This window comes from Acidaminobacter hydrogenoformans DSM 2784 (assembly GCF_900103005.1).
Lineage (GTDB): Bacteria > Bacillota > Clostridia > Peptostreptococcales > Acidaminobacteraceae > Acidaminobacter > Acidaminobacter hydrogenoformans.
Map to the genome: position 1 here is coordinate 257,469 of NZ_FMWL01000002.1, position 22,289 is coordinate 279,757.

The following is a 22,289-nucleotide window of genomic DNA, read 5'->3' on the forward strand; positions in this document are numbered from 1 at the left end:
TCGTGTCAACTCCCGTCTTTTAATGGCTTCAGGATTCCAACAGATCCTCCATGGAAAGTACCTCATCCGCGAAATGAACTGCACGGCCGCCCAGCAGTGTTTCAAACCAGCGCTTTGCGGCTGTCAATGCCTCTGCTTCGACACACTCGAGAACAACTTTATTCTTCATCAGAACAATTTCCGAAAGGATATCACCCTCATGCATAAGCCTGTAAATCAGGTCCTCCGGCTCATCCAAAGCAATCTCGCATTCTGCGGCCGCGTCCAACACCACTTTTATGTCTTCAAGGCTTTGATGAAGATAAGTGGCCTGATGGACGAAAAACGCCTCTTCTTCAGTAAGCTCTTCTTCCAAAATGGTGTCCAGAATGTCGAGGTACCGCATCATGAGAAGTGCGTTTTTTGAAAGGAATTCTCCGAGGTCTTCCGCCGCCCGCTCCTCAGCGTGCCGTTCAAGGATCGCGCGCTTGAAGGCTTCCATGGATTCCTTTTGATAACTTTCAAAGTTGGGGGCAATCACGTGACCATTTTCAAAGAAAAAAATTCTGCCGGCCAGGAAATCGACCCCTTCTAAAATTTCAGGATTGAGCAGCGCATAATCACGTTTGGTGAACACATCCTTTAAAAAGCTATGATCACCGTGGCGCATGACCTCAAAACCGCTGAAATAACTGCGTCTGGCAGCCTGATAAAATTCTGAATACGTACGGGCTTCCTGGCCGTAGCGGTCAGCAAAGCTAAGCCCCTGCTGCCTGTAGACATAAAGAAGATAATCCTCGAACAGGGCGGGATGCACTTCAGCGGTTTCTTCTCCGCGGTAAGTCGAGTCAGCTTGCTCTATGATCTGCGCGAAGCGGGGTTCCATGCTGAAAAACAACAGATCCTCAGTAGCCTCACGCCAATCCTGCCAAATAGTTGTAGTACGCTGCATTTTTTGTCCTCACTTTCAGGTTGCCGTAAACGGCGGATTCTATGATATTATAGACTTTAACAGGAAAATTGTCCATGCTGTACGCCTAATGGGACTGCGCTTACGCTGCCCTGAACGTTATTGAAAAATTCTAAAGGAGTGAACACCCAAATGACACGTCTTATTTATCTCGAAACACCAGAGCTTCTGGAATGTGAGGTCCAGGTTCTCAGCTGCGAGCCCCATCCAGAAGGCGCAGTTCTATCCCTGGACCAGACGCCCTTTTATCCGGAGGGCGGTGGACAGCCCAGCGATACTGGTTATATAGGCAGCGCGGCCGTAACCATGGTTATGACGAATGGCGAAAAAGAAGTGCTTCATATTGTCGATAGGCCAGTGCCCCTTGGAACACAAGTTGCCAGGGTCGACCGCGACCGACGTCTTGACCATACCCAGCAGCACGCCGCCCAGCACCTGCTGTCCGCCTGCCTCTTGGAACTGTGTAATGCCAAAACCATAGGCTTTCACATGAGCGAAGCTTACACCTCCATTGACCTGGATCAGAAAATTGAAAAGGCAATGCTGGAACGCGCAGTCCTCATGGCTAATGAAGCGGTCCGTGAGGCGCTGCCTATTGAGGCGCTATATCCAGATGAGGCAGCGCTTCAGGCCTTGCCGCTCAGGAAAAGGCCTAAAGTCGAGGACAACATCCGCGTCATAAAAATTGGCGACCTGGACTACTCGCCCTGTGGTGGTACCCACCCCGGAAGCACCGCCGGCATAGGCTGTGTCATTGTGACCCGGTCTGAAAACTACAAAGCAGGCACCAGAATTGAATTTCTTGCCGGAGAGAGAGCAATCCGGGACACGCTTAATAAAAACGCAGATTTGACAGTGCTGAGTCAGACTTTGGCGACACCCGTTTCAGAAATTGTCGCTGGTGTTGAGAAGCTTTTAAATAGTCAAGCGAGACTCGAAAAAGAGCTGCGTCTCGCTAAAACTGCGCTGCTGGACTTCGAAGCCCAGGGCCTTGCAGACGCGCTGAATAAAGCTGAAAGAAATCAGCTGATCCGCATCCTGGAAGCGAAGGAGATGGGAGAGCTGCGCGTTCTGGCTGCATCAGCCCTGAAAAGCGTGCCTTCAGGCGTCCTCATCCTTGCGAGCAAGAGCAGCGACGGCGCTCAGGCTCAGCTGCTGTGCGCCAGAGGTGAAGCCCTTGGACAGCTGGATATCCGAGAAGTCTTTAAGCCCGCTATTGCCGTCCTCGAGGGACGTGGCGGCGGAAACGCGACCACTGCTCAGGGGGGCGGACCAAAGGCTGAAAAGCTGGCTGAGGCGCTGGCCGCCGCTGAAGAGGCGCTCCAGGTGCTGATATAACCGGTAAAACAGGCTTCACTTAAGCCCCTTCAGGCACCCAAAGCAGCCTCCCTTGTTCCCATTGCAGCTTGAGTTTTTTTTGATCCTTCAAATATTTGAGGTGTGCCCTGACAGCAGTATGGTTGAGATAATACTGACCCGGGGTTTCCACCATATCAAGTTGCTGGCAGAGCGCCGCGTGAATGGTCGTATCCTCCGCGCCTTCTGAGGCGAGACTGAAAATGAGGTCATTGATTTCCAGAAGCACTGACCGGTTAAGGTCAATAAGCGCATGGATCTCTGACCTGTAGCCGCCGTGGGACAGCAAATAACCACTGGCTGGAAGCTTGGAAACCCTGTCCAGCGTTTCAAGATGCTGCCCCAGGTCGTGGACGAACATCAGCTTATGCTTGGTGACCAAAGCTTCCGGCATCACTGCGTCTGCCACGTGGAACAGTCCCTCTTCTGTGATCACGCCCAGCATAGCCGGGCTATGCCCTTTTAAATCCACCAGTGTCAGCCTGCGGTCCTCCAGCTCAAATACCCCGGGGCGTAGTTTGACATCCACCAGGGACGGCTTGGCGCAGTAGAATTTGTTCAGCAACTCCGAAATTGGCGCGCAGCCAAAGAGAAAGTGGGGCTCAAGATCCGGGTGCTCAATATAGTGGCTCTCACCTTCTGTGGCGTAAATCTTAACACCCCGGTTTCGGGCGGACCAGGCGTTTCCCCCAATGTGATCCGCGTGGGCATGGGTGTTCAAAATCGCTTTGAACGTACCCCAGGTGTCACCAACGCCTTGCAGCGCTTTTTTGACAGCGCTGTCCTCGACGCCGGAATCGATCAGGGCAAAGCCGGACGCCAGCTTCAGTACGCCTATGCTGACAGCGCTTTCAAATATTCCCGTTTGCTCAGTGAGTTGCCTAAAGCTCATGATGTACCTCCAATTTCATTTTTTATATTGAGAAATTTTCGTTATGACAAAGCCCGGACAGGCGATCCCGTCCGGGCTTTTTAATTGGTCAGCGGAATTAGCGCCTACAGTCGTGGTGCGTTGACCGGCGTTTTTCTGTTACCCGTAAAGTAAAGGTGTTAAGCAATTTTTTTCGGGTGTGGGCACTGTGACCATCGGCAAAAAAATTTCCTTTAGTCTTTGATTAGAACAGATCAGACTTTAGGGGTGCCTTTTGCCGCTGCCTCGAGGTTTTTCTTCGCGTTTGCGAGCATCAGCTTAAGGCGGTTGATTTGGTTGACTTCGCTGGCACCAGGATCGTAATCTATGGCGGCAATGTTCGCGTTCGGGAAGTTGAGCTTGAGCTCGCGGATCATGCCTTTGCCGGTGATATGGTTCGGAAGGCAGGCAAAGGGCTGCAGGCAAGCAATGTTAGGTACGTCCGACTCCAGCAGCTCGACCATTTCGGCTGTCAGGAACCAGCCCTCACCGGTTTGGTGACCCAGGGACAGGATCCTCGAAGCGCCCTTGGCCTTGTCCATTATGGACTTTGGCGCTTCAAAGCGCTTGCTGGTGTGGAGGGCGTCCTTGATGACGCCTCTGAAAGACTCAATATACTGGACGACCATGTTGCCCGCCAGTTTCTTGAAGTAAGACGCTGCCAGCAAGTTGTGCTTGATGACGCTGTTGTAGCTGCTGTACAGGAAAAAGTCCGCGAGATCCGGAACGACGACTTCAGCGCCTTCCGTTTCAAGGAATTCAATAATATTGTTATTGGCGGTAGGGTGGTATTTGACGAGGATTTCTCCGACAATACCTACTTTGGGTTTTGGTATGTCATGGATTTCCAGGGTATCAAATTCCTTGACGAGCTGAGTAATGTTTTTCTTGAAGGTCGTGAGGCGGCCGTCCTCCACATTTTTGCTGCAGATTTCCGACCATTTCTGATAGAGCGCATTTGCGGAGCCTTTGACCTTTTCGTACGGCCGGACTCTGTAAAGCACGCGGCTAAGGACGTCGCCGTAGAGCATGCCTATGATCAGCCGCCTGAGCAGCGGCAGCGTCAGCTTAAAGCCTTCAGATTTTTCAAGGCCACCCGCGTTGAGGGAAATGACCGGTATGTGCGACATATCCGCATCCTTCAAAGCCTTGCGGATGAAGCCAATATAATTCGAGGCCCTGCAGCCGCCACCGGTTTGGGAAATGATGACTGCCGTCTTCGACAGGTCATAGCGGCCGGATTTAAGCGCAGCCATGATCTGACCTATGGTCAGTATGGAGGGGTAGCAGGCGTCGTTGTGAACGTATTTCAAGCCTTCGTTGATAGCCTCTGTGTCCACGGACGGCAGGATCTCAAGCTTGTAACCATGGCGGGCAAAGGCGTGCTCCATCATGTCAAAATGAATGGGCGACATCTGAGGCGCCAGGATGGTATGAGTCGTCTTCATTTCCTTGGTGAACTTGACTTTTTGATCCGCAGGGTACAGCAGCTGTGGCTCGTAGTCAACTTTGTCCCGCTCCTTCATGACCGCAAGGAGTGAGCGGATCCGGATGCGTGCCGCCCCCAGATTGTTGATCTCATCAATTTTGATTAAAGTATAGAGCTTGTCATGTCGCTTCAGGATCTCCTGAACCTGGTCAGAGGTCACGGCGTCAAGGCCGCAGCCAAAGGAATTGAGCTGGACCAGCTCGAGATTTTTGTTCCTTGCCACGAAATGCGCGGCATTGTAGAGCCGGCTGTGATAACGCCACTGGTCGAGTACCCGGAGGGTTCTGTCACCCTCGTGAAGGTGGGCAATCGCGTCTTCGGAAAGCACCGCGAGGCCATAGTTGGCGAATACATTAGGGATGCCGTGATTGACCTCCGGGTCAATGTGATATGGACGGCCCGCCAGGACTATGCCCTTTGTTCCCGTTGCAGACAGGTACGCCAGAATTTCCTCGCCTTTTGCGCGCACGTCAGCCTTGTAAGCCTCCAGCGCTTGATAGGCTGCGCTGATGGCATTATGGATGTCATTGTTTTTCAAGGAAAACTGCTTCGCTATATACGGCGTCAGGATCTTTTTTAGCCTCGTTTCGTCGTTAAGAGGCAGAAAAGGATTCATGTAATGTACTTTATTTTGACGCACATCATCCATGTTAACCCGGATCGTCTCCGGATAAGAGGTGACGATAGGACAATTGAAGTGATTTTCCGCGGAGTCCACTTCCTTGATGTCATAAGGAATCGAAGGATAGAAAATATGTTCGACGCCCTTCTCAATCAAATCCGCGATGTGCCCGTGGACCAGCTTTGCCGGGTAGCAAACGGACTCGGAAGGAATGGTCTCCATGCCCTTTTGGAACAGGTCATGGCTTGAACGCCCAGAAATGACAACCCTAAAGCCGAGCGTCGTGAAGAAGGTATGCCAGAACGGGTAGTCCTCATACAGGTTCAGAACCCTTGGGATGCCAATTGTCCCACGAACCGCCGCCCCTACTGGAAGCGGCTTGTAATCAAAGACCCTGTCATATTTATATTGGTAAATATTAGGTGGCGCCTGAAGCTTTTTATGCTCTCCAAGGCCTCTCTCACACCGGTTGCCGGAAACAAAACGGTTGCCGCCCTCAAATTGGTTGATAGTGAGCAGGCAATGGTTGCCGCAGGTCTGGCAGCGTGCCGTAGAGGTCTTATAGGTAAAGCTCTCCAGCTTGTTCAGCGGCAGGATCGCGGAAGACGTCCCTGGAATGTAATTCTGGGCACTGATCAGCGCAGCGCCAAAGGCACCCATAAGGCCGCTGATGTCTGGTCTCACAACTTCTCTGCCAACTGTTTTTTCAAAGGCTCTCAGGACAGCTTCGTTGTAAAAGGTTCCGCCCTGAACGACAACCTTCTCCCCCATTTCCTCAGGATTTCTGAGGCGGATCACTTTGTAAAGGGCATTCTTGACCACGGAATAGGAAATGCCCGCGGAAATGTCACCAACACCGGCCCCTTCCTTTTGGGCTTGCTTAACTCTTGAATTCATAAAAACCGTACAGCGGGTTCCGAGGTCTACGGGATGGGACGCCTGCATGCCCGCTTTTGAAAACTCTGTGACTGGGTAGCCCAGAGAGCCGGCAAAAGTCTCAATGAAAGAACCGCAGCCTGAAGAACAGGCTTCGTTAAGCATGATACTCTCAATGAAACCATCCTTGATTCGCATACTCTTCATGTCCTGTCCACCTATGTCAATGACAAACTGAACACCTGGAAGAAAATGGTCTGCCGCCTTGTAGTGGGCAACGGTTTCGATCTCGCCATGGTCGACCTGGATGGCTTCCCGGATCAAATGCTCACCATAGCCCGTAACCGTGGCGGCGCCAATATAAGCCGCCTCAGGCATTTTTTCATAGAGCTGTCTGATGGCGCTTATGGTAGATTTCAGAGGACTGCCACCGTTGGAGCCATAATGCGTAAACAGGAGGCGCAGGTCGTCATCCACGGCCACGACCTTGGTGGTCGTGGAGCCGGCGTCAATGCCAAGGAAAATTGGGCCTCGCGCCGCGCTTAAATCCGCCCGGTCCACCGTTGCCTGTCTGTGTCTGTTCCTGAAGTTTGTAAGTTCGCTCTCATCCCTAAACAGTGGTTCCAGTTCAGGAATCTGCTCAGCATCCTTAATGTCAAAATCTGGCAGCCGCTCAACCAAAGTCTTCAGTGAAAGCAGCTGTTCCGAATCCTTAGCTTCATATGCCGCGCCTATGGCTACCATGAAATGCGCGTGGTCAGGAAATATAATCTCACCCGGTTTAAGGTCCAGTGTCTCCACGAACCTGCGCCGGAGCTCCGACAAGAAATACAGCGGACCACCCAGAAAGGCGACATTGCCCCGGATAGGTTTTCCGCATGCCAAGCCACTGATCGTCTGATTGACCACCGCCTGAAGTACGGATACAGCAATATCGTTTTTGGGCGTCCCCTCATTCAAAAGCGGCTGGATATCAGTTTTAGCGAAAACGCCGCAGCGGGATGCAATAGGATAAATGACTTTATAGCGCATAGCCATTTCGTTCAGGCCAGAGGCATCTGTACTGAGGAGTGACGCCATCTGATCAATAAACGCGCCTGTTCCGCCGGCGCAGACGCCATTCATGCGCTGCTCCAGGGAGGTCCCAAAATAAGTAATCTTCGCGTCTTCCCCGCCCAGCTCAATGGCCACGTCCGTCTGAGGGTACAAAGTCTCTATGGCCTTAGTCCCGGCTATGACTTCCTGAACGAAAGGAATGCCAAGAAGGTCACTGATTAATAAGCCGCTGGAACCCGTGACCTTGAACTTTAGCTGAGTGTCCCCAAAGGTCTCATAAACCTCCGTCATCATGGCCCTGACTGTGCCCTTGATGTCTGACATGTGCCGTCTATATTGATTGTAGCGGAGTTCGCCAGCTTGATCCATGACAACCATTTTACAGGTTGTTGATCCAACGTCGAGACCCGCGATCCAAATTGCCTTCATATAATCCACCTCAAATTGGTAACACTTCAGATGCATTATAACCCTTCCGTGAAAGTGTTGCAACTGCTGAAATGTAAACAATTTGTGAACATGGCTTTTGTAGAGATGTGCAAAAAAAAAACGGGATGGTTGTCACCAGCCTCACCAAAGCCAGAAAAGTCAGCAAAGTCTGGTTGGGGACTGTCCCCAACCAAAAACAAACTACCCGCCGCGGCGGGTAGTTTGCGCCTCAAACACTTCAGTTTTCCCCATCCTGGCGCGCGTAAGCCTGTCTGGCCTCTTGATACAGCGCCTTCGTCATCCTCACCGCGGCGGCGTGGTCCACAATGACCTGCGGATAGCCATAGGCAATCAGTCCGCCAGGCTTGTGAAACAGCTCGGCTGACGCCTTCTCAACCTCTGGCAGCCACTTTTTCATGAAAGCCGCCTCAGCGTCATAGCGAAGGGACTGCTGCCACGGATTAAACACCCTGAAATACGGCTGGGCATCCGTCCCCGTTGAAGCGCTCCATTGCCAGCCGCCATTATTCAGCGCTGGTTCGTAATCCACCAGCATTTCACAAAAATAACGTTCCCCCAGCTGCCAGTTGACATGAAGGTCCTTGACGAGATAGCTCGCTGCAATCATTCTGAGACGGTTGTGCATCCGCCCCTCTGACTTGAGGCAGCGCATGGCTGCATCCACAATTGGAACACCCGTCTTTCCCTCACACCAGGCTTCAAAATAAGCCGGATTTTCTTCCCAGCGGACGCCAGCGTATTCCGGCCTCATGGCGCCGTCAAGGACGTGGGGCTGATGGTGCAGCAGCTGCAGATAGAATTCCCTCCAGACATATTGACGGAGTACTGCCTCGTGATCTGCCACTTTGACTAGCTCACTTACAAACTGACGGGGCGACAGCATCCCAGAATTGAGATAAACCGACATCCCCGAGGTCGCCTGTTTGGCGGGATAATCCCGGTCCTCCGAAAAGCGTGATAAAGGACTCTCGAGAAACGCCTTCCACTGTGCTGCCATTGCCTCGTAGCCGCCATCCAAAGCCGGATGGGGCATCACAACCACAGCCATATCCCTATCCTTATCCCTATCTTTATCCCTATCCGCCACCGAATTGAAGACAGTCAAATCCAATCCTTTTACCGCCACAGAACGCGCCTGAATCTCAGGCAGAGATGTCATACCCATTGGCGCCGCTGAACGAAAGCGCTCCAGCCACTGTCTGTAATATGGTGTAAACATCTGATACGGCGTGCCATCCTTTTTCAGAATCCTGGTCGGTTCGAACAGCATAATATCCTCTGAAACAGAAACGCCAACCCCGTACTTCTCTGCCAGCACCTCCGCCGCCAGGGTCATGGCGTTTCCCACCCGGTCGTAAAACCGGTTGTAGTAAAGTTTGTCAAAATCATAGATTTCCGACTTCAAGGCAATAAGCGTCTCTGTATAGTCCCCTGTCAGCAGCGTTGCCTGGTGGCCTATTGTTTTCAGGCGCCCGTTGAAGTGTTTAAAAGCCGTCAGCCGAGCCCTGAGGCCGTGGCTGCGGACTCGTTGATCCCAGGGGATCCCCTCTGCCTTTTCGTCATAAATCCAAAGCACCGCCAGCTCGTCAGCTTCACGAAGTGCCTCGTTCAGCGCGGTCTGGTCTTCCAGGCGCAAATCTCTGTAAACCAGCAATAATCCTTTCAAAGCTGTGTACCGGAACCATCGGCAAAAAACGCCCTGCCTTGGCGCCGGCCTCCCCCCCTTCCAATTTCCTGGCATAAGAATCACCGGCACCCGCAGAAATTCCAGGCGCCGGCAAAAGGCTGAATAATTCAGGTGAATAGGCTCTACCTGCCCCTTCGCCCCCGGTTGCTGATTGGCGTCGTTCCCATAAGGATATCATTTTCAAAGGCGACGCGTTCCATGAGGATCAGCTCCTCCGCAATCTTCGTGATCCCGCGCTCATCCTCAGGTTTGTTAATGCCTTCAACATCTTGCCCAAGTTTTTTGCGGACGTGGGTGTAGTTTTTCCAAAGCATATTCTTGATCCTGGCCGGCGTCGACGGCTTTCTCAGCATCATGAGAATCTCAAAGCGCAGCGCTTCGAGCTGTCCAGACGTCATAGGATCCTCCAGGTTCGCGATGCGGTGGCCAAAAGCCCTGGCATTGACCTGGTCCACCTCCTGACAGACAAACTTCATCCTGTGCCAAATGGCATACAGGTCCGCCTTGTTCTCAAGTGGCGCATCCTTGAGCCAGGCAAAGGCATACAGCCGCCTGCGCCAATCCCACCACCTCAGGGGGCTCTGAAGGTCCGCCGCCGGGATCAGAAAAAATGCCTCCTCAAGGAGCTTGTGGCCAAAGACTCCTGGCGGTTTCCCAAGGCGTTTGTCCCTGAGGGTCGTTCTGTAAACGCCACAGGAAGGACTGCCCTCCATGTAGATAAACGCGTCAATTCTGGCCTCTTTCAACAGCTTGATGCAAAATTCACTGCTGTTCATCAGCGACTTGGTAACTTCCCGGCCGCCTGAAGACATTACTTTTGCTTCGCCCTTCCAGACGTCGCTGCCGCTTGGACCCGTAATCCGTATGGAGTCCCTGGGTACACCCAGCCCCGCCAAAACTTCCGGACAAACCGGATGCCATATGAAATCGTTCCGCTCGCGGCCAAGAGGTTCCAGCATATCCCAGCCTTTGTTGTTGTAACGCACTTTTGAACCGTACATACAGGCACTGATACCCACTCTCAGTTTTCGTTCCATGGTAAAGTCCATAGGGTCACCTCTGTCTCTAAATTTGCTGAAGTAAAATTCCCGTGGGGAATAAGCCGAAAGTACAGGCTCAAACCACTGATACCCCATTCCTGCCGCCTCATTCAGCGTTAAGGCTTCTGCCGATGGTCACGTCTTCCCCGCCAAAATTTTTTCGTCAAATTTTCACCCGCCGACATAGCATTTTCATCTGGAGTACGGCCTCCGAATGTGTTAAAATTGACGGAGTCAGGAGGTGTCCTATGGCTTCAGAAAGTCTGTTCGCCCTGTCGGGAATTTCACTCGCGGGGTTTGCTTTACTGGGTTACGCATTCGGTTGTATCCCATGCTCGTATCTTGCCAGCAGGATGCTTGGCCAGATTGACATCAGAAACTACGGCAGCGGCAACACCGGTGCCACAAATGTCTATAGGGTTCTCGGAAAAAAAGCGGGCATCATTGCGTTTATTGGAGATTTTCTCAAAGGCCTGCTGCCGGCACTGATTGGGAACGCCATTGCAGGCCAGGAGGCTGGCGCGATCGCGGCGCTGTTCGCGGTTATTGGTCACTGTTACCCTGTGACACTTAAGTTTAGAGGCGGAAAAGGTGTCGCCACTTCGGCCGGGATGATTTTTGGCACTGCGCCGCTCATTGGCGTCATCCTCATTGTCCTTCAATTCGCAATCCTCTTTGTAACGAAGTACATGTCACTGGCTTCCATCATTTCGGCGGTGCTTTTCCCTATCCTCGTCTACTTTTCAGATCCTTCGCCGGTTTACCAGATCGCTTCGATCCTAATGGGCCTGCTGGTAATCTTCCGGCATCATTCCAACATCCGTAAGCTCTTAAAAGGCGAAGAATCCAAAATGGGCAGCAAGAAGAACAAGGCATAGGTTAAATTAAACAGAACTTTTAGACCTTGCCGGCGCTGTTATCTTATGGTATACTTTCAAATGTGCCTTATCACGGGAGTAGATGGGTGCTGGTGTGTCCTCTGGTCTTCAAAACCAGTATGAGGAGTTCAGAGCTTCTTGGGTGGGTTCGATTCCCACGTACTCCCGCCAATTTAAAATTTTGAAGGGGAAATGATTCGCGTCAAAAAGCTGAAAAGCTTACGCGGCGTCCATTTCCCCTTCTTTTTTTTGCCTGGATTCTATCCTACTTGTTGAACACTATTTTCCAGTCCTCGTCCACCTGAACGACTTCCCACAAATCAAAGCGACTCGTGGCAACTTCTTGGTCTGTCCGGTCAGCACTGTCGTATTTAATATACACAATCCAGGAGTCTGTAAACCCTTGAGTAAAGTGGATGGTTCTCCTGTAGCCGTTAAAGCTTTCAAAATGCCTGTCTGCAGCGACTTTAAACTCTTCATACGGATAATTTTCCTGGCTCTCAGCTGTCAAATACGTATAGGCTAAGTCATAACGCCGGTCTGACACGGCTTCAACGAACTCAATAACGCTGCTTGAAGGGTATCTCCGTTCCTCATAGATAAAAGATCTGTTCCTGGTTAATAGCTCATAGAGGTTGGAATTTCCAATTTGTACGTCCCTGCGCCTGCCTTCAATCAAAATCTGAACCCTGTAGACGTCGTCAATTTCTGTAAAGGAATTTACAATAGACCAAACGAACAGTTCACTCTTTTCATTCGCCACATAGCTTTGATCCAGAAAAGCTTCTGATAAATTAACATAGGCCACATTATTGCTGACTCTTACATCCAGAATACTGACATCCCCGCTGAACAGATCCGTGTAAGCTAAATTTTTGGGTCCTTTTTGCAGCTCCTGCGCAATCGCCTCCTCCAGACGTTCCTGAGTGACTGTCACAATACGCTCTTCAATGCGAAGCTTATTCTCGTGCGGAAAATACAAATTGACCCTGACTTTCATATCAGTAGGTTTAGGCTCAATAGCGAGCTCTGGGGGCAGGACAGCCTGCTTCAGGGCCGTGCTCGAAAAATATTGATAAAGGCTGAAAACCGTCGCAAGAAACGCGAAGCTGACCAGCATCAAAATCAAGATTCTCTTCATCCACCCACCCCCTGCTGTCGAATAGGGAGGCGTACAATGAACGTTGAACCTTTATTGAGCGTGCTGCTGACTTGGATGTCCCCGCCATGAAGAGTCACAATCTGCCTTGCGATTGAAAGGCCCAGACCGCTTCCGCCGGTGGCTCTCGCCCGAGCCCTGTCAACTCTGTAAAACCGGTCAAATATTTGCGTAAGATCCTTTTCTGGAATGCCAATCCCCGTGTCCATAATAGCCACGCAAGCATCACCAAGCTCTCTGTATATGGAAATCACAACTTCGCCATGCTCCGGCGTATATTTTATCGCATTGCTCACTAAGTTAATCAGACACTGCTGAATTTTCCCCTGATCCAGATAAAACTGGATTTTGTCGCGCTCATGAACCTCAATGCGTATAGACTTCTGATCCGCAATTGGCTTTAAACGCCTGACGACGTTATGGACCACATAATTCAAGTAAGTGATCTGGGTCTCGAGAACCAGCTCTTCCCGCTCAAGGTCAACCAGATACAGCAAACTTTCGACAATGTGGTTGAGTCTGGTCACTTCCCCATCAATATCCTGAAGAAACTCTCTGTAAACACCTTCGTCCCAGGAAGGCTCATGAAGCAAAGTTTCAGAAATGATCTTCATGGAAGTCAGCGGCGTCCTGAGCTCATGGGAAACGTTCGAAACAAATTTTTTGCGCTGCTCATCCACTTGGCTGATTTTCGCAGCCATATCGTTAAAAGATTCTGCCAGCTGTCCAATTTCGTCATTAGCCCCAATTTTAATGGTAACGCCAAAATCTCCCCTTGAAAAAGACCGTACCAGTTGAATCATCTTTTCAATAGGTGACGCGATAACCTGAGCAAAGAGAAAGGCCACCATACCTGTAAAGAGAAGACCAAGCCCTGAAAGCAGGGCCACCCGCCTCAGCATCAACGAGACGTTTTCCAGCAGTTCATCTATAGAAGACGATGCCAGGAGAACCCCCATGACCTCGTTTCTGTCCGAAATGGGCACGCCAACATACATGACATTCTCACCACTTGGAAGCTTATAAACTTGATTTGAATCGTAGCCCTGGATCGCTGACTGGACCTCAGTCAAGGTGCTGAAATCCCTGTCTGCCATTGCGTCATAGGAATCAATCAGGACTTTTCCTGTGTTGTCTAAAAGCAAGATTCTCGCATTGATGTCGAGACTGTAATTTTTGATTAAATCCTGCAGATAAGTTCTGGTATTTTCCATCTCAATACCATAATAATTGGGCGTAATCTGGTTGGACAGAATATTGACCTGGGTCAGGAGACTCAAATTGCGGTCTCGTATATAGGAGGTCCTCATAGTACTGCCTAAAAACGAGATGGCCAAGAGCATGGTTATAAACATCAGGATCAGATAGGTGGAAACAAGCTTCCAACGAATGCTGACAAAGCGTTTAGTTTTCTTTAAAATAATAGCCGACGCCCCATTTCGTCATGATATAACGCGGCGCAGAAGAGTTGTCTTCAATCTTTTCCCTGAGTCTGCGTATGTGGACATCCACCGTTCTCACATCCCCAAAGTATTCATAACCCCAGATCTTCTCAAGCAGCGCCTCGCGGGAAAAAATCTTGTCCCGCTCCATAATCAGAAGCAGAAGCAAATCAAATTCCTTCGCTGTCAGATTGATTTCCCTGCCCTGAATGGCAACCTTCCGCCCCAGTGTATTGATACTGAAATCTCCAACATTCAACTGACTCGTCGCAACATTTTGATCCGGGACGCTTGCGCGTCGCAAAATGGCACGGATTCTCGCCTTGAGTTCAAGGATGTTGAAGGGCTTGGTCAAATAATCATCCGCACCGTATTCCAGGCCAAGAACCTTGCTCGAATCTTCGCCTTTCGCAGTCAACATGATGATGGGCACCATGGAAGACTCTCTGACACGCCTGCAGACCTCAAGGCCATCCATGCCCGGCAGCATCAGGTCGAGGACAATTAAATCATACTCATTACCCATAATTTTTTCATAGGCTTCATTGCCGTCTGATGCCACTTCAACCAAATAGCCATCCTGCTCAAGACTGAACTTTAAGCCTTTCAGCAAAATTGGCTCATCATCAACCACCAACAATTTTTCGTCCATGCTTCACCATCCCCGTAATAAATAAGCGCTTAACCGTTTGATTTGCGAAGACGGCGGGCGTCTCCTTCCCGAACGGTCACTTTATTAGCGTCAAAATACTCCAAAAGCGGCACTGCGACTTTTCTGGAGGTCTCGAGCAAATCTCTGAAATCTCCGAGATTAAGCACCGCACTCCCTTCAAAATGGGTTAACAGACGCCTTTTTGCCTCTTCAAACCACTGACGTTCCAGTGCAATAGCTTCATTGATTCTGACAAGCAGACCCTGATCAAAGATCAAATCCACCAGATCCTTGTCCTTATTGCTGAACTGGCAGCTGGCAAGGGCATCCGGGAGATTAGGAACATTAAATCCATTTTCTTTGTAAAGCTTCACCAGCGCCTCCAGCTTGGCTTTCTGAGCTGGTGACAACGTGACTTCAAAACCCGTCATCATCACAGTGCTTCCATTAATCTTGATCAAATCTTTTTGGAGATAGAGATTCAAGACATCATCAAACAATCGTCCTTTCATGCCTGAAAAGAGTTTACTGCGAATCTCTTCCTTGGAAATGCCTGCCCGCAAAGGATTTTTCTGATGAAAGTCGTTCAGCAGACGAAGGAGGGTTTCACCGCGCTCTTCTATGAATGCCGCATGCACAAGCTTCGAGTCGCCAACCTGGAAGGCCTCGCCCTCTTCTATCATTGTGGCCACAATAGACGCCACTTCGACCGGCGGAAGTCCAGAAGTAACCGTGAGTCCTGAAACGTCAGGGCACTGAGCGCTCTCCCTAAAAATGAGGTCTGAGATGATTTGCCTGCTGTCTCCCAAACTCCTGAGAGCCAGCTGGTCGAGGACCTCTTCCTTGAAACGCTTATGTCTGTGCGCGTTGGGGTCCAGGATAATGCCTCCCCCTATGGTCTCAAGAGGCGAATAGAATCTGATGACCACATGGTCGCCATACTTGAACGCAACCTCTTCTTCAAGATGCAGCTGCACAAAACACGACTCCCCTGGATTCAGAACTTCTCTGTCGAGCAGGGCAACACGGCACAAAACCTCTTTGGTGCCCTGATACATCCGCACCCGCATCCAGTGATGCACGGTGCGTGTCGTCGATTCCAGAAGTTTCATAGTGGCGTCAATGATATGTGTCGTACGGAGACTGCCCGGCTTCGCGAGCACATCCCCTCTATGAAGCTCTGACTTGGTGAGTCCCGCCAGATTTACGGCGACCCTTTGTCCTGCAAAAGCCTCTTTGACTGACGCGCCGTGAACCTGAATCATCCTGACCCGGCTCATTTTTTCATTAGGATAAATTTCAACGGGATCACCCTCTTTAAGAATGCCTTCAACTAAAGTACCTGTGACCACAGTCCCATGACCTGTCATGGTGAATACCCGGTCTATAGGCAGTCTGAGGGTTTCTTGAATTTTTTTTGGCGCCACTTCTTCGAGCATATGATCGATGAGTGCTACAAGTTCAGTAAGTCCCTGTCCAGTTACTGAAGACACACTTTGCATAGGGGCATTTTCCAGGAAGCTTCCCTTCAGTTTTTCGCGAACCTCTTCCTGCACCATATCCAGCCAGTCCGGATCCACCAGATCCGCTTTTGTCAAAACGACTATGCCCTTTTTGACATCCAGCAGGGACAAAATATCCAAATGCTCCTGAGTCTGAGGCATGACCCCTTCTTCCGCGGAAATGACCAGAAGCACGAGGTCTACACCGCTGGCGCCAGCCAGCATATTGCGGATAAAACGCTCGTGTCCGGGAACGTCAACAATGCCCGCTCTGCGTCCACTGGGCAGATCAAAGTAAGCAAATCCCAAATCAATGGTGATGCCCCTTTTCTTTTCCTCTTCAAAACGATCCGTTTCAATGCCAGTCAGCGCCCGGATCAGGCTCGTTTTGCCATGATCTATGTGACCGGCGGTTCCTATAATGACATGTGCCATAACGAGTCTCCTTTATATCAGTGCTTTCAGCGCGAGGACGATTTCATCCGACTCGCCCTCCTGTATGGTCCTGAGATCAAAGATCAGACGATCTTCGACCACACGGGCGACTATCGGCAAAATCCTCGCCCGGAGGGCTTCAGCCAGTCGCTGGGTAGATGAATGAGAAGGCTTCACAGCCACTGCCCAAGTTGGCAGTTTTTCCAGAGGCAACGAGCCGCCGCCAACTTCGCTTGAAGTTTCATAAAGTGCTGTCTCATAGGCCTCGCCAAGAGCTTCGAGGCGCGACTGCAGCGCCACAGCCCGCGGCAGGATGGTCTCTTGCTGCTCTGTCAGCATGCGCAGTGTCGGTATCTCTCTGCGAACCGCCTCAGGGTCCCTGTAGAGCTTAAGGGTCGCTTCAAGCGTGCAAAGGGTCATCTTGTCGACTCTCAAAGCCCTTGTCAATTGATTCTTTTTCATGGCGTCAATCCAGTGCTTTCTTCCAAGGATAATCCCGGCTTGTGGCCCCCCCAGCATTTTATCTCCGCTGAAGGTCACCACATCCGCACCGCCTTTCATGCTCTCAATGACGGTAGGCTCCTTCATCAGCCCAAACTGAGAAAAATCGATCAGCGAGCCGCTCCCCAGATCCTCGATCAACGGTATGCCTTTCTCTTTACAAAGACCTGCCAACGCCTCGATCTCCACTTCACTGGTGAAGCCAAGAATCCTGTAATTGCTGGTATGCACCTTCAGGACAGCAGCCGTCTGTTCGTTGATAGCCGCCGCGTAATCCCTGAGATGTGTTTTATTGGTAGTGCCAACCTCGACGAGCTCAGCACCGCTGGCACGCATGACGTCAGGCACCCTGAAGGCGCCGCCTATCTCGACGAGCTGCCCTCTTGAAACCACCACTTCTTTTCCATTGCCTATAGTCGACAAAACCAGCATCACCGCCGCCGCGTTATTGTTGACGACCAGCGCTGCCTCAGCCCCTGTCAGCTCACACAGCAGATCTTCGACATGGGAATAACGCGTCCCGCGCTTTCCTGTTTCCAAATCATACTCCAGTGTGGAATAATAACAGCTGACTTCCGTCAGGTGCTGCGCTATGGAGGGCGCTATCAGAGAGCGTCCCAAATTTGTATGGATCACGACACCGGTGGCGTTGATAACACGTTTTAAATGAAAGCCATTGCGCCGCTTGACTTCATCTGATATCTTTTTGAACAAGGCGCTGAGGTCCAGACTTTCAGGCAGCTCAGATTCCTCACAAGCGACCAGCTCCTGCCTGAGAGACGACAGCGCCTCCCGGACGACTTCCAGGACCAGGCTCCTGGGCGCGCTTTCGAGCAGTCCTGCAATGCGTTCCTCAGCGATTAAGTCATCTACCTTTGGGATCGCGCGAAGCAAATTTTTTCTCACAAAAGACACCTCGTTTACAGTCTATTTTATAAAGCTATCCGAAGAAAGTCGCTGCCTATGGCAGCACATAAAGGGCTTTCTCACGCCGCTGCGTGACCCTTCCCACTCTCGCGAACGGTGTAGACAGATAACTGCTGTACAAACCTTCAAGAATCTCAGCTTTATCTGGCTCCAGGGATATGAGCAGTCCTCCGGAGGTCTGCGGATCATACAGCACGTCGACCATAGCTTCTGTGATGGACGTGTCTATCCAGACCCGTTCGCCCGCGTAGTCCCTGTTTTTATAAGCACCTGCTGGAACAAGGCCCATTTCGGCATTTTCCAAAGCACCTTCCATAACCGGAACCACATGGCTCTCAAGCTCAATGCTGACCTTACTGCCTTCCGCCATTTCAAGGGCATGACCAATCAAGCCAAAGCCCGTTATATCTGTGCACGAGTTTGCGCCAACTTCCATCATCAGCTCCCCAGCGACCTTGTTAAGTGTCGCCATGACCCTGATGGCCTCATCTACCAGCCCCTGCTCAAGAAGCTCCTCTTTGATGCACGTATTCAATATACCCACACCTACAGGTTTAGTCAGTATCAAAACATCTCCGGGCTTTGCCGTCGCGTTGGCAAGAACGCGGTCCGGATGCACCGTCCCGGTAACTGACAAGCCATACTTTGGCTCGTTGTCTTCGATGGAGTGCCCGCCCACTAAAAGGGCCCCGGCTTCTTTAACTTTATCAGCGCCGCCACGAAGGATCTCACCAAGAACTTCAATTGGCAAACAGTTTGGAAAAGCCACAATATTGAGCGCGATAAGCGGCGTACCGCCCATAGCGTAGACGTCACTAAGCGCATTTGCTGCGGCGATCTGCCCAAACATATAAGGATCATCCACTATAGGCGTAAAGAAGTCCAGCGTCTGGATCAGTGCGGTTTCCTCGTTAAGCTTGTAAACTGCAGCGTCGTCTGAGGTATCAAGACCAACCAGAAGCCGGTCACTTTCAAATTTGGGTAAATGGCACAACACTTGTGCCAGGGTCTCAGGCCCTATTTTGGCCGCTCAGCCAGAGCTGTTGCTGAGTTGTGTCAAACGTTTGGCTTCCATTAGCAGCCACCTCCTGTCGTATACAATAATTTTAAGCGTTGTATCCTTATGATTATATCAAACTAAAATAGACATTACACATTGAATTTATCAATAAAGCGTCCTGAGGCATACATAAACCATTTTCTTGGTTCAATAATCGCGTATTAAGGCAGTCACTCAATTTTCAGCCAAGCCAGGATGGCATCATATTTGGCTGGCCCAATGCCCTTGACTTCCAGGAGGTTTTCCAGCGAATCAAAGCCCCCCTTTTCTTCCCTGAGATGCACTATACGCTGGGAGGTCACCTCACCAATCCCTTTAACCTCCATCCAATCTGAAGCTTTCATGAGATTGATTTGTTGAAGCGGCGTCAAGCGCTCCCCCTTTGTGCCATTTTGATCTACGAGTCCCCTGACCACTGCTTTTTCACGCTTGAAATCTTGATCCATACTTGTCTGCGTCAATTTCCCGGCAAGAACTTGATCTTGGGACAAATCAGGAGAAGGTGATTTTATCTCTTCATCTTCGAACCTAAAACTTTTGTTATTCTGGGAGACAAGGACCGGATCTTTTTCAAGGGCTGTCTGAAGTTGAAAAGTATTAACTTCTTGAATTTGATAGACCGCCGCGGGCACCGCGATCACTGCCAGAAGGAATAATCCAGAAAACGGCTTCATATATACCTCCTTTTGTCATATTTGTTATATATTGTTATTTTTCAATTGATAAATCCATGTTATAATATTTTTTAAGAAAACTCAAGGGAGATGGCCCATGATCATAAAGAAACTCAAGACGACTATAATGACACTGCTTTGCGGCATAACGCTTTTCTGTGGCAGCGCCGCCTTCGCGCTGGCGCCAGGCGATCTCAACGCCCACGCTGCCATTCTCGTTGACAGCGACAGCGGCCAAATCCTATTTGAAAAAAACAGCCATGATCTGATGTACCCGGCCAGTACTACTAAAATGATGACGGCCTTACTCATCCTCGAGAATCATGAGCTGAATGAAATCGTGACAGTGGACGCCAAATCCCCCTTTGCCACAGGGAGCAGAATATATATCATTGAAGGAGAAACCTTTACTGTTGAGCAAATGCTGTATGCGCTGCTACTGGCCTCGGCAAATGATGTTGCCGAAGCCTTGGCCATTTACGACGCCGGCAGCATAGAAGCATTCGCTGAAAAAATGAATCAGAGAGCCGCCGAGCTCGGCGCCTTGAATACACATTTCACCAATCCAAACGGCCTTCCGGATCCCGAGCACGTGACAACAGCGTATGATCTTTCCAGGATCGCGCTGGAAGCCATAAAGAACGACAAACTTCGCGAAATAGTCAAAACCGTGAGCTACGACCTTCCGCCAACAGACAAACAACCAGAGAAACGGCATCTGATCAATAGCAACAGATTTTTATACGGCACGGGATCGGGCAACAAAATCGACTATAGAGGTAAAACTGTAGATATAAAATATGATGCCATCACAGGGTTAAAGACCGGATACACAAATGCCGCTCAGCAGTGCTTCGTCAGCAGCGCCAGCAAAGACGGCAAGAATTTAATTTCAGTGATTTTGAAAGCACAGGGGAATTTTTTGTATCTCGACACCAGAACACTGATTGATTTTGGGCTTGAAAATTATTCCTCTCACACCTTTGCGGAAAAGCATGCGCTTATCAGCTATTTTGATTTCGAAGGCAATAAAAAAGTCAAGATCCCACTCTATTCTCAGGATGAGATCAAAGCACTGATTCCCGCCGCCATTTCCCCTGAGGACATTACCTTTGAAGTTGAAATGCGCCCCGGTTTCGATCTCCCTGTAAAAGAGGGCGAGCAAATAGGCACTATCCGTTATTCTGCAGGCGGCGCACTGATCACCGAAGCCCCTCTCATCACTTTAACGGATATTAATGACAAATCTGCCCTGGGAGAAACGACACTGTTCAACCGCACATGGCTGAGCATAGACACCTCTCCACGAGCGCTTGTGATCCTTGGAATCAAAATACTCCTTTCATTGCTTCTCTGGCGATTGATCATGTCTAAACTGAATGGAAAATCCAAGCGCGCTCAGTCTCCAAACCCTTCCGGACGGCAGCAGGCCGCCCGGACGACCAGGGCAAGGCGACCAACTTCAACACAGAACCCGGCGAAAAGGTAAACTTAAGTTAAAAAGGCAGGTGTCGGTTTAAAACCCGGCACCTGCCTTTTTTATCTTTGTCAGATTGCTGCTAAGAATGTGTTCCCGTAAAAGCAATCATTTGAATTTCAATTACAGCGTCAAGCGGAAGTTTGGAGACTTCGACAGCCGCTCTGGCTGGTTTGTGATCCCCAAAGAACTCAGCGTAAACGGCGTTCATTCTGGAGAAAAGCGACATATCGCGGATAAAAATCTCAACCTTCACAATAGTCTCAAGCGTACCACCGCCAGCCTCAACAATGGCCAGACAATTGGAAAGTGACTGCTTAGCCGCTTGCTCAATTTCCGTGTAGTGTTCGCCGGTTGCCGAATTGATTGGCAGCTGCCCTGAAACATAAATGAAAGGGCCTGCGTTCATACCTTGCGAGTAAGGGCCTACAGCACCAGGTGCTTTCTCTGTTGCAATGACCTTGGGTTTCATAACGCCGTTCATAAAATCTCCTCCTATTTGGTTTCCCTGATTTCATCCAGGTAATTATAGATTGTGTATCTTGAGACGCACAAGACATTGGCGACATAATCTATTGCGCCCTTAATTAAAAACGCGCCCTTCTGATCGAGTCGATCCACCATCATGACCTTATCATCCTTAGAAAGATAAATGATAGGCTTTCCGACCTCATCCAAAGTTTCCTTGACAAGGTCTGTCAAGACCACACTGACGACATTAAGATTTTTCGCGTCATTTGGTCGCTCCTGGAAATCCTCGGAAATCTTCATGATGTCATTAAGTACAGATCTCGCGCCCACGAGCTCTGTGATGTCAAAATTGATGCAGAAACACCCAATCACCTTCTGATGCTCATCTTTAATAAACACCGTTGTCGATTTCAGCACGCGGCCATCCGCACTCTTTCCAGTATAGTTGACGATATCCTCATCCACTTTTCCGTTTTGAACGAGCTTTAAAGACGACTCTGTCATTGGGCTGCCGGAGCTTCTCCCTGTCACATGGCCGTTTTCTATGGCGACTATGGAATGCTGCAGATCCGTAAAATCGTGAAGCACCACTTCACAGCGGCTTCCAAAGGTTGCCGCGATCCCTTTAACAAGCGGAATGTAGGATTGAATGATCGGATTCAATTTTGTTGTCATC

17 protein-coding genes and 1 tRNA gene are annotated in these 22,289 nt (G+C 50.2%); 4 read left to right on the top strand and 14 right to left on the bottom strand.

Features of this window, described 5'->3' with window-relative positions:
• Nucleotides 1–28 precede the first annotated feature (28 nt).
• The gene (locus BLP63_RS03080; RefSeq protein WP_092589414.1) at nt 29–931 is read right to left on the bottom strand and encodes a hypothetical protein; all 903 of its coding nucleotides are present in this window, start codon (nt 929–931) and stop codon (nt 29–31) included.
• Between the two features lie 150 nt (nt 932–1,081).
• Between BLP63_RS03080 and BLP63_RS03085 the strand changes: the two genes are divergently transcribed.
• Nucleotides 1,082–2,287 (top strand): alanyl-tRNA editing protein, encoded by a 1,206-nt coding sequence (locus BLP63_RS03085; RefSeq protein ID WP_092589415.1) that lies wholly within the window; start codon nt 1,082–1,084, stop codon nt 2,285–2,287.
• Nucleotides 2,288–2,306: 19 nt separating this feature from the next.
• Here BLP63_RS03085 and BLP63_RS03090 read toward each other — a convergent pair whose 3' ends face one another.
• The 4 genes from BLP63_RS03090 to BLP63_RS03105 all read right to left on the bottom strand — a co-directional run bounded on the left by BLP63_RS03090 (nt 2,307) and on the right by BLP63_RS03105 (nt 10,531).
• A complete protein-coding gene (locus BLP63_RS03090; protein WP_092589416.1) occupies nt 2,307–3,197 on the bottom strand; it encodes an MBL fold metallo-hydrolase in 891 nt (296 codons plus the stop codon).
• 233 nt (nt 3,198–3,430) lie between these two features.
• Complete coding sequence (locus tag BLP63_RS03095) at nt 3,431–7,723, bottom strand: acyl-CoA dehydratase activase-related protein (protein WP_330387075.1); 4,293 nt, start codon at nt 7,721–7,723, stop codon at nt 3,431–3,433.
• 202 nt (nt 7,724–7,925) lie between these two features.
• Nucleotides 7,926–9,449: a cryptochrome/photolyase family protein gene (locus BLP63_RS03100; RefSeq protein WP_139159761.1), complete on the bottom strand. Its 1,524-nt coding sequence runs from the start codon at nt 9,447–9,449 to the stop codon at nt 7,926–7,928.
• A gap of 68 nt (nt 9,450–9,517) precedes the next feature.
• A complete protein-coding gene (locus BLP63_RS03105; RefSeq protein ID WP_242870767.1) occupies nt 9,518–10,531 on the bottom strand; it encodes a DUF523 domain-containing protein in 1,014 nt (337 codons plus the stop codon).
• Nucleotides 10,532–10,683: 152 nt separating this feature from the next.
• Here BLP63_RS03105 and plsY point away from each other — a divergent pair, with 152 nt between their 5' ends.
• A complete protein-coding gene (gene plsY, locus BLP63_RS03110) occupies nt 10,684–11,313 on the top strand; it encodes a glycerol-3-phosphate 1-O-acyltransferase PlsY (RefSeq protein WP_170829256.1) in 630 nt (209 codons plus the stop codon).
• A gap of 74 nt (nt 11,314–11,387) precedes the next feature.
• A tRNA-Sec gene (locus tag BLP63_RS03115) sits at nt 11,388–11,484 on the top strand.
• Between the two features lie 94 nt (nt 11,485–11,578).
• Here the strand turns inward: BLP63_RS03115 and BLP63_RS03120 are convergent.
• The 7 genes from BLP63_RS03120 to BLP63_RS03150 all read right to left on the bottom strand — a co-directional run bounded on the left by BLP63_RS03120 (nt 11,579) and on the right by BLP63_RS03150 (nt 19,665).
• Nucleotides 11,579–12,454: a GerMN domain-containing protein gene (locus BLP63_RS03120; RefSeq protein WP_092589419.1), complete on the bottom strand. Its 876-nt coding sequence runs from the start codon at nt 12,452–12,454 to the stop codon at nt 11,579–11,581.
• Nucleotides 12,451–13,752 carry a sensor histidine kinase gene (locus BLP63_RS03125; RefSeq protein ID WP_170829257.1) on the bottom strand — a complete coding sequence of 434 codons (1,302 nt, stop codon included), beginning with the start codon at nt 13,750–13,752 and terminating at the stop codon, nt 12,451–12,453. Before BLP63_RS03125 ends, BLP63_RS03120 begins: the two co-directional genes overlap by 4 nt.
• Before the next feature lie 124 nt (nt 13,753–13,876).
• The gene (locus BLP63_RS03130) at nt 13,877–14,566 is read right to left on the bottom strand and encodes a response regulator transcription factor (RefSeq protein ID WP_092589421.1); all 690 of its coding nucleotides are present in this window, start codon (nt 14,564–14,566) and stop codon (nt 13,877–13,879) included.
• Between the two features lie 29 nt (nt 14,567–14,595).
• Nucleotides 14,596–16,503 (bottom strand): selenocysteine-specific translation elongation factor, encoded by a 1,908-nt coding sequence (selB, locus tag BLP63_RS03135; protein ID WP_092589422.1) that lies wholly within the window; start codon nt 16,501–16,503, stop codon nt 14,596–14,598.
• Nucleotides 16,504–16,515: 12 nt separating this feature from the next.
• Nucleotides 16,516–17,910, bottom strand: a complete 1,395-nt coding sequence (selA, locus tag BLP63_RS03140; RefSeq protein WP_092589423.1) for an L-seryl-tRNA(Sec) selenium transferase — start codon at nt 17,908–17,910, stop codon at nt 16,516–16,518.
• 55 nt (nt 17,911–17,965) lie between these two features.
• Nucleotides 17,966–19,006: a selenide, water dikinase SelD gene (gene selD, locus BLP63_RS03145; RefSeq protein WP_092589424.1), complete on the bottom strand. Its 1,041-nt coding sequence runs from the start codon at nt 19,004–19,006 to the stop codon at nt 17,966–17,968.
• Between the two features lie 155 nt (nt 19,007–19,161).
• A complete protein-coding gene (locus tag BLP63_RS03150; protein ID WP_092589425.1) occupies nt 19,162–19,665 on the bottom strand; it encodes a ComEA family DNA-binding protein in 504 nt (167 codons plus the stop codon).
• Between the two features lie 97 nt (nt 19,666–19,762).
• Between BLP63_RS03150 and BLP63_RS03155 the strand changes: the two genes are divergently transcribed.
• Nucleotides 19,763–21,154 carry a D-alanyl-D-alanine carboxypeptidase family protein gene (locus BLP63_RS03155; RefSeq protein ID WP_092589426.1) on the top strand — a complete coding sequence of 464 codons (1,392 nt, stop codon included), beginning with the start codon at nt 19,763–19,765 and terminating at the stop codon, nt 21,152–21,154.
• A 70-nt stretch (nt 21,155–21,224) separates the two neighbouring features.
• On the opposite strand, the gene BLP63_RS03160 is transcribed toward BLP63_RS03155, so the two are convergent.
• Both BLP63_RS03160 and BLP63_RS03165 read right to left on the bottom strand, forming a co-directional pair.
• Complete coding sequence (locus BLP63_RS03160) at nt 21,225–21,626, bottom strand: Rid family detoxifying hydrolase (RefSeq protein WP_330387076.1); 402 nt, start codon at nt 21,624–21,626, stop codon at nt 21,225–21,227.
• Nucleotides 21,627–21,637: 11 nt separating this feature from the next.
• Nucleotides 21,638–22,288, bottom strand: a complete 651-nt coding sequence (locus BLP63_RS03165; protein WP_092589563.1) for a helix-turn-helix transcriptional regulator — start codon at nt 22,286–22,288, stop codon at nt 21,638–21,640.
• Between the last annotated feature and the right edge of the window lies 1 nt (nt 22,289).

Excerpts from the sequence above, each read along its gene's own strand:
- BLP63_RS03095 (WP_330387075.1), bottom strand. The coding sequence starts at position 7,723 with ATGCATCTGAAGTGTTACCAATTTGAGGTGGATTATATGAAGGCAATT.
- BLP63_RS03105 (WP_242870767.1), bottom strand. The coding sequence starts at position 10,531 with ATGGGGTATCAGTGGTTTGAGCCTGTACTTTCGGCTTATTCCCCACGG.
- BLP63_RS03155 (WP_092589426.1), top strand. The coding sequence starts at position 19,763 with ATGATCATAAAGAAACTCAAGACGACTATAATGACACTGCTTTGCGGC.
- BLP63_RS03130 (WP_092589421.1), bottom strand. The coding sequence starts at position 14,566 with ATGGACGAAAAATTGTTGGTGGTTGATGATGAGCCAATTTTGCTGAAA.
- BLP63_RS03100 (WP_139159761.1), bottom strand. The coding sequence starts at position 9,449 with ATGCCAGGAAATTGGAAGGGGGGGAGGCCGGCGCCAAGGCAGGGCGTT.
- selB (WP_092589422.1), bottom strand. The coding sequence starts at position 16,503 with ATGGCACATGTCATTATAGGAACCGCCGGTCACATAGATCATGGCAAA.
- BLP63_RS03085 (WP_092589415.1), top strand. The coding sequence starts at position 1,082 with ATGACACGTCTTATTTATCTCGAAACACCAGAGCTTCTGGAATGTGAG.
- BLP63_RS03165 (WP_092589563.1), bottom strand. The coding sequence starts at position 22,288 with ATGACAACAAAATTGAATCCGATCATTCAATCCTACATTCCGCTTGTT.
- BLP63_RS03120 (WP_092589419.1), bottom strand. The coding sequence starts at position 12,454 with ATGAAGAGAATCTTGATTTTGATGCTGGTCAGCTTCGCGTTTCTTGCG.
- BLP63_RS03150 (WP_092589425.1), bottom strand. The coding sequence starts at position 19,665 with ATGAAGCCGTTTTCTGGATTATTCCTTCTGGCAGTGATCGCGGTGCCC.
- plsY (WP_170829256.1), top strand. The coding sequence starts at position 10,684 with ATGGCTTCAGAAAGTCTGTTCGCCCTGTCGGGAATTTCACTCGCGGGG.
- BLP63_RS03080 (WP_092589414.1), bottom strand. The coding sequence starts at position 931 with ATGCAGCGTACTACAACTATTTGGCAGGATTGGCGTGAGGCTACTGAG.
- BLP63_RS03090 (WP_092589416.1), bottom strand. The coding sequence starts at position 3,197 with ATGAGCTTTAGGCAACTCACTGAGCAAACGGGAATATTTGAAAGCGCT.
- BLP63_RS03160 (WP_330387076.1), bottom strand. The coding sequence starts at position 21,626 with ATGAACGGCGTTATGAAACCCAAGGTCATTGCAACAGAGAAAGCACCT.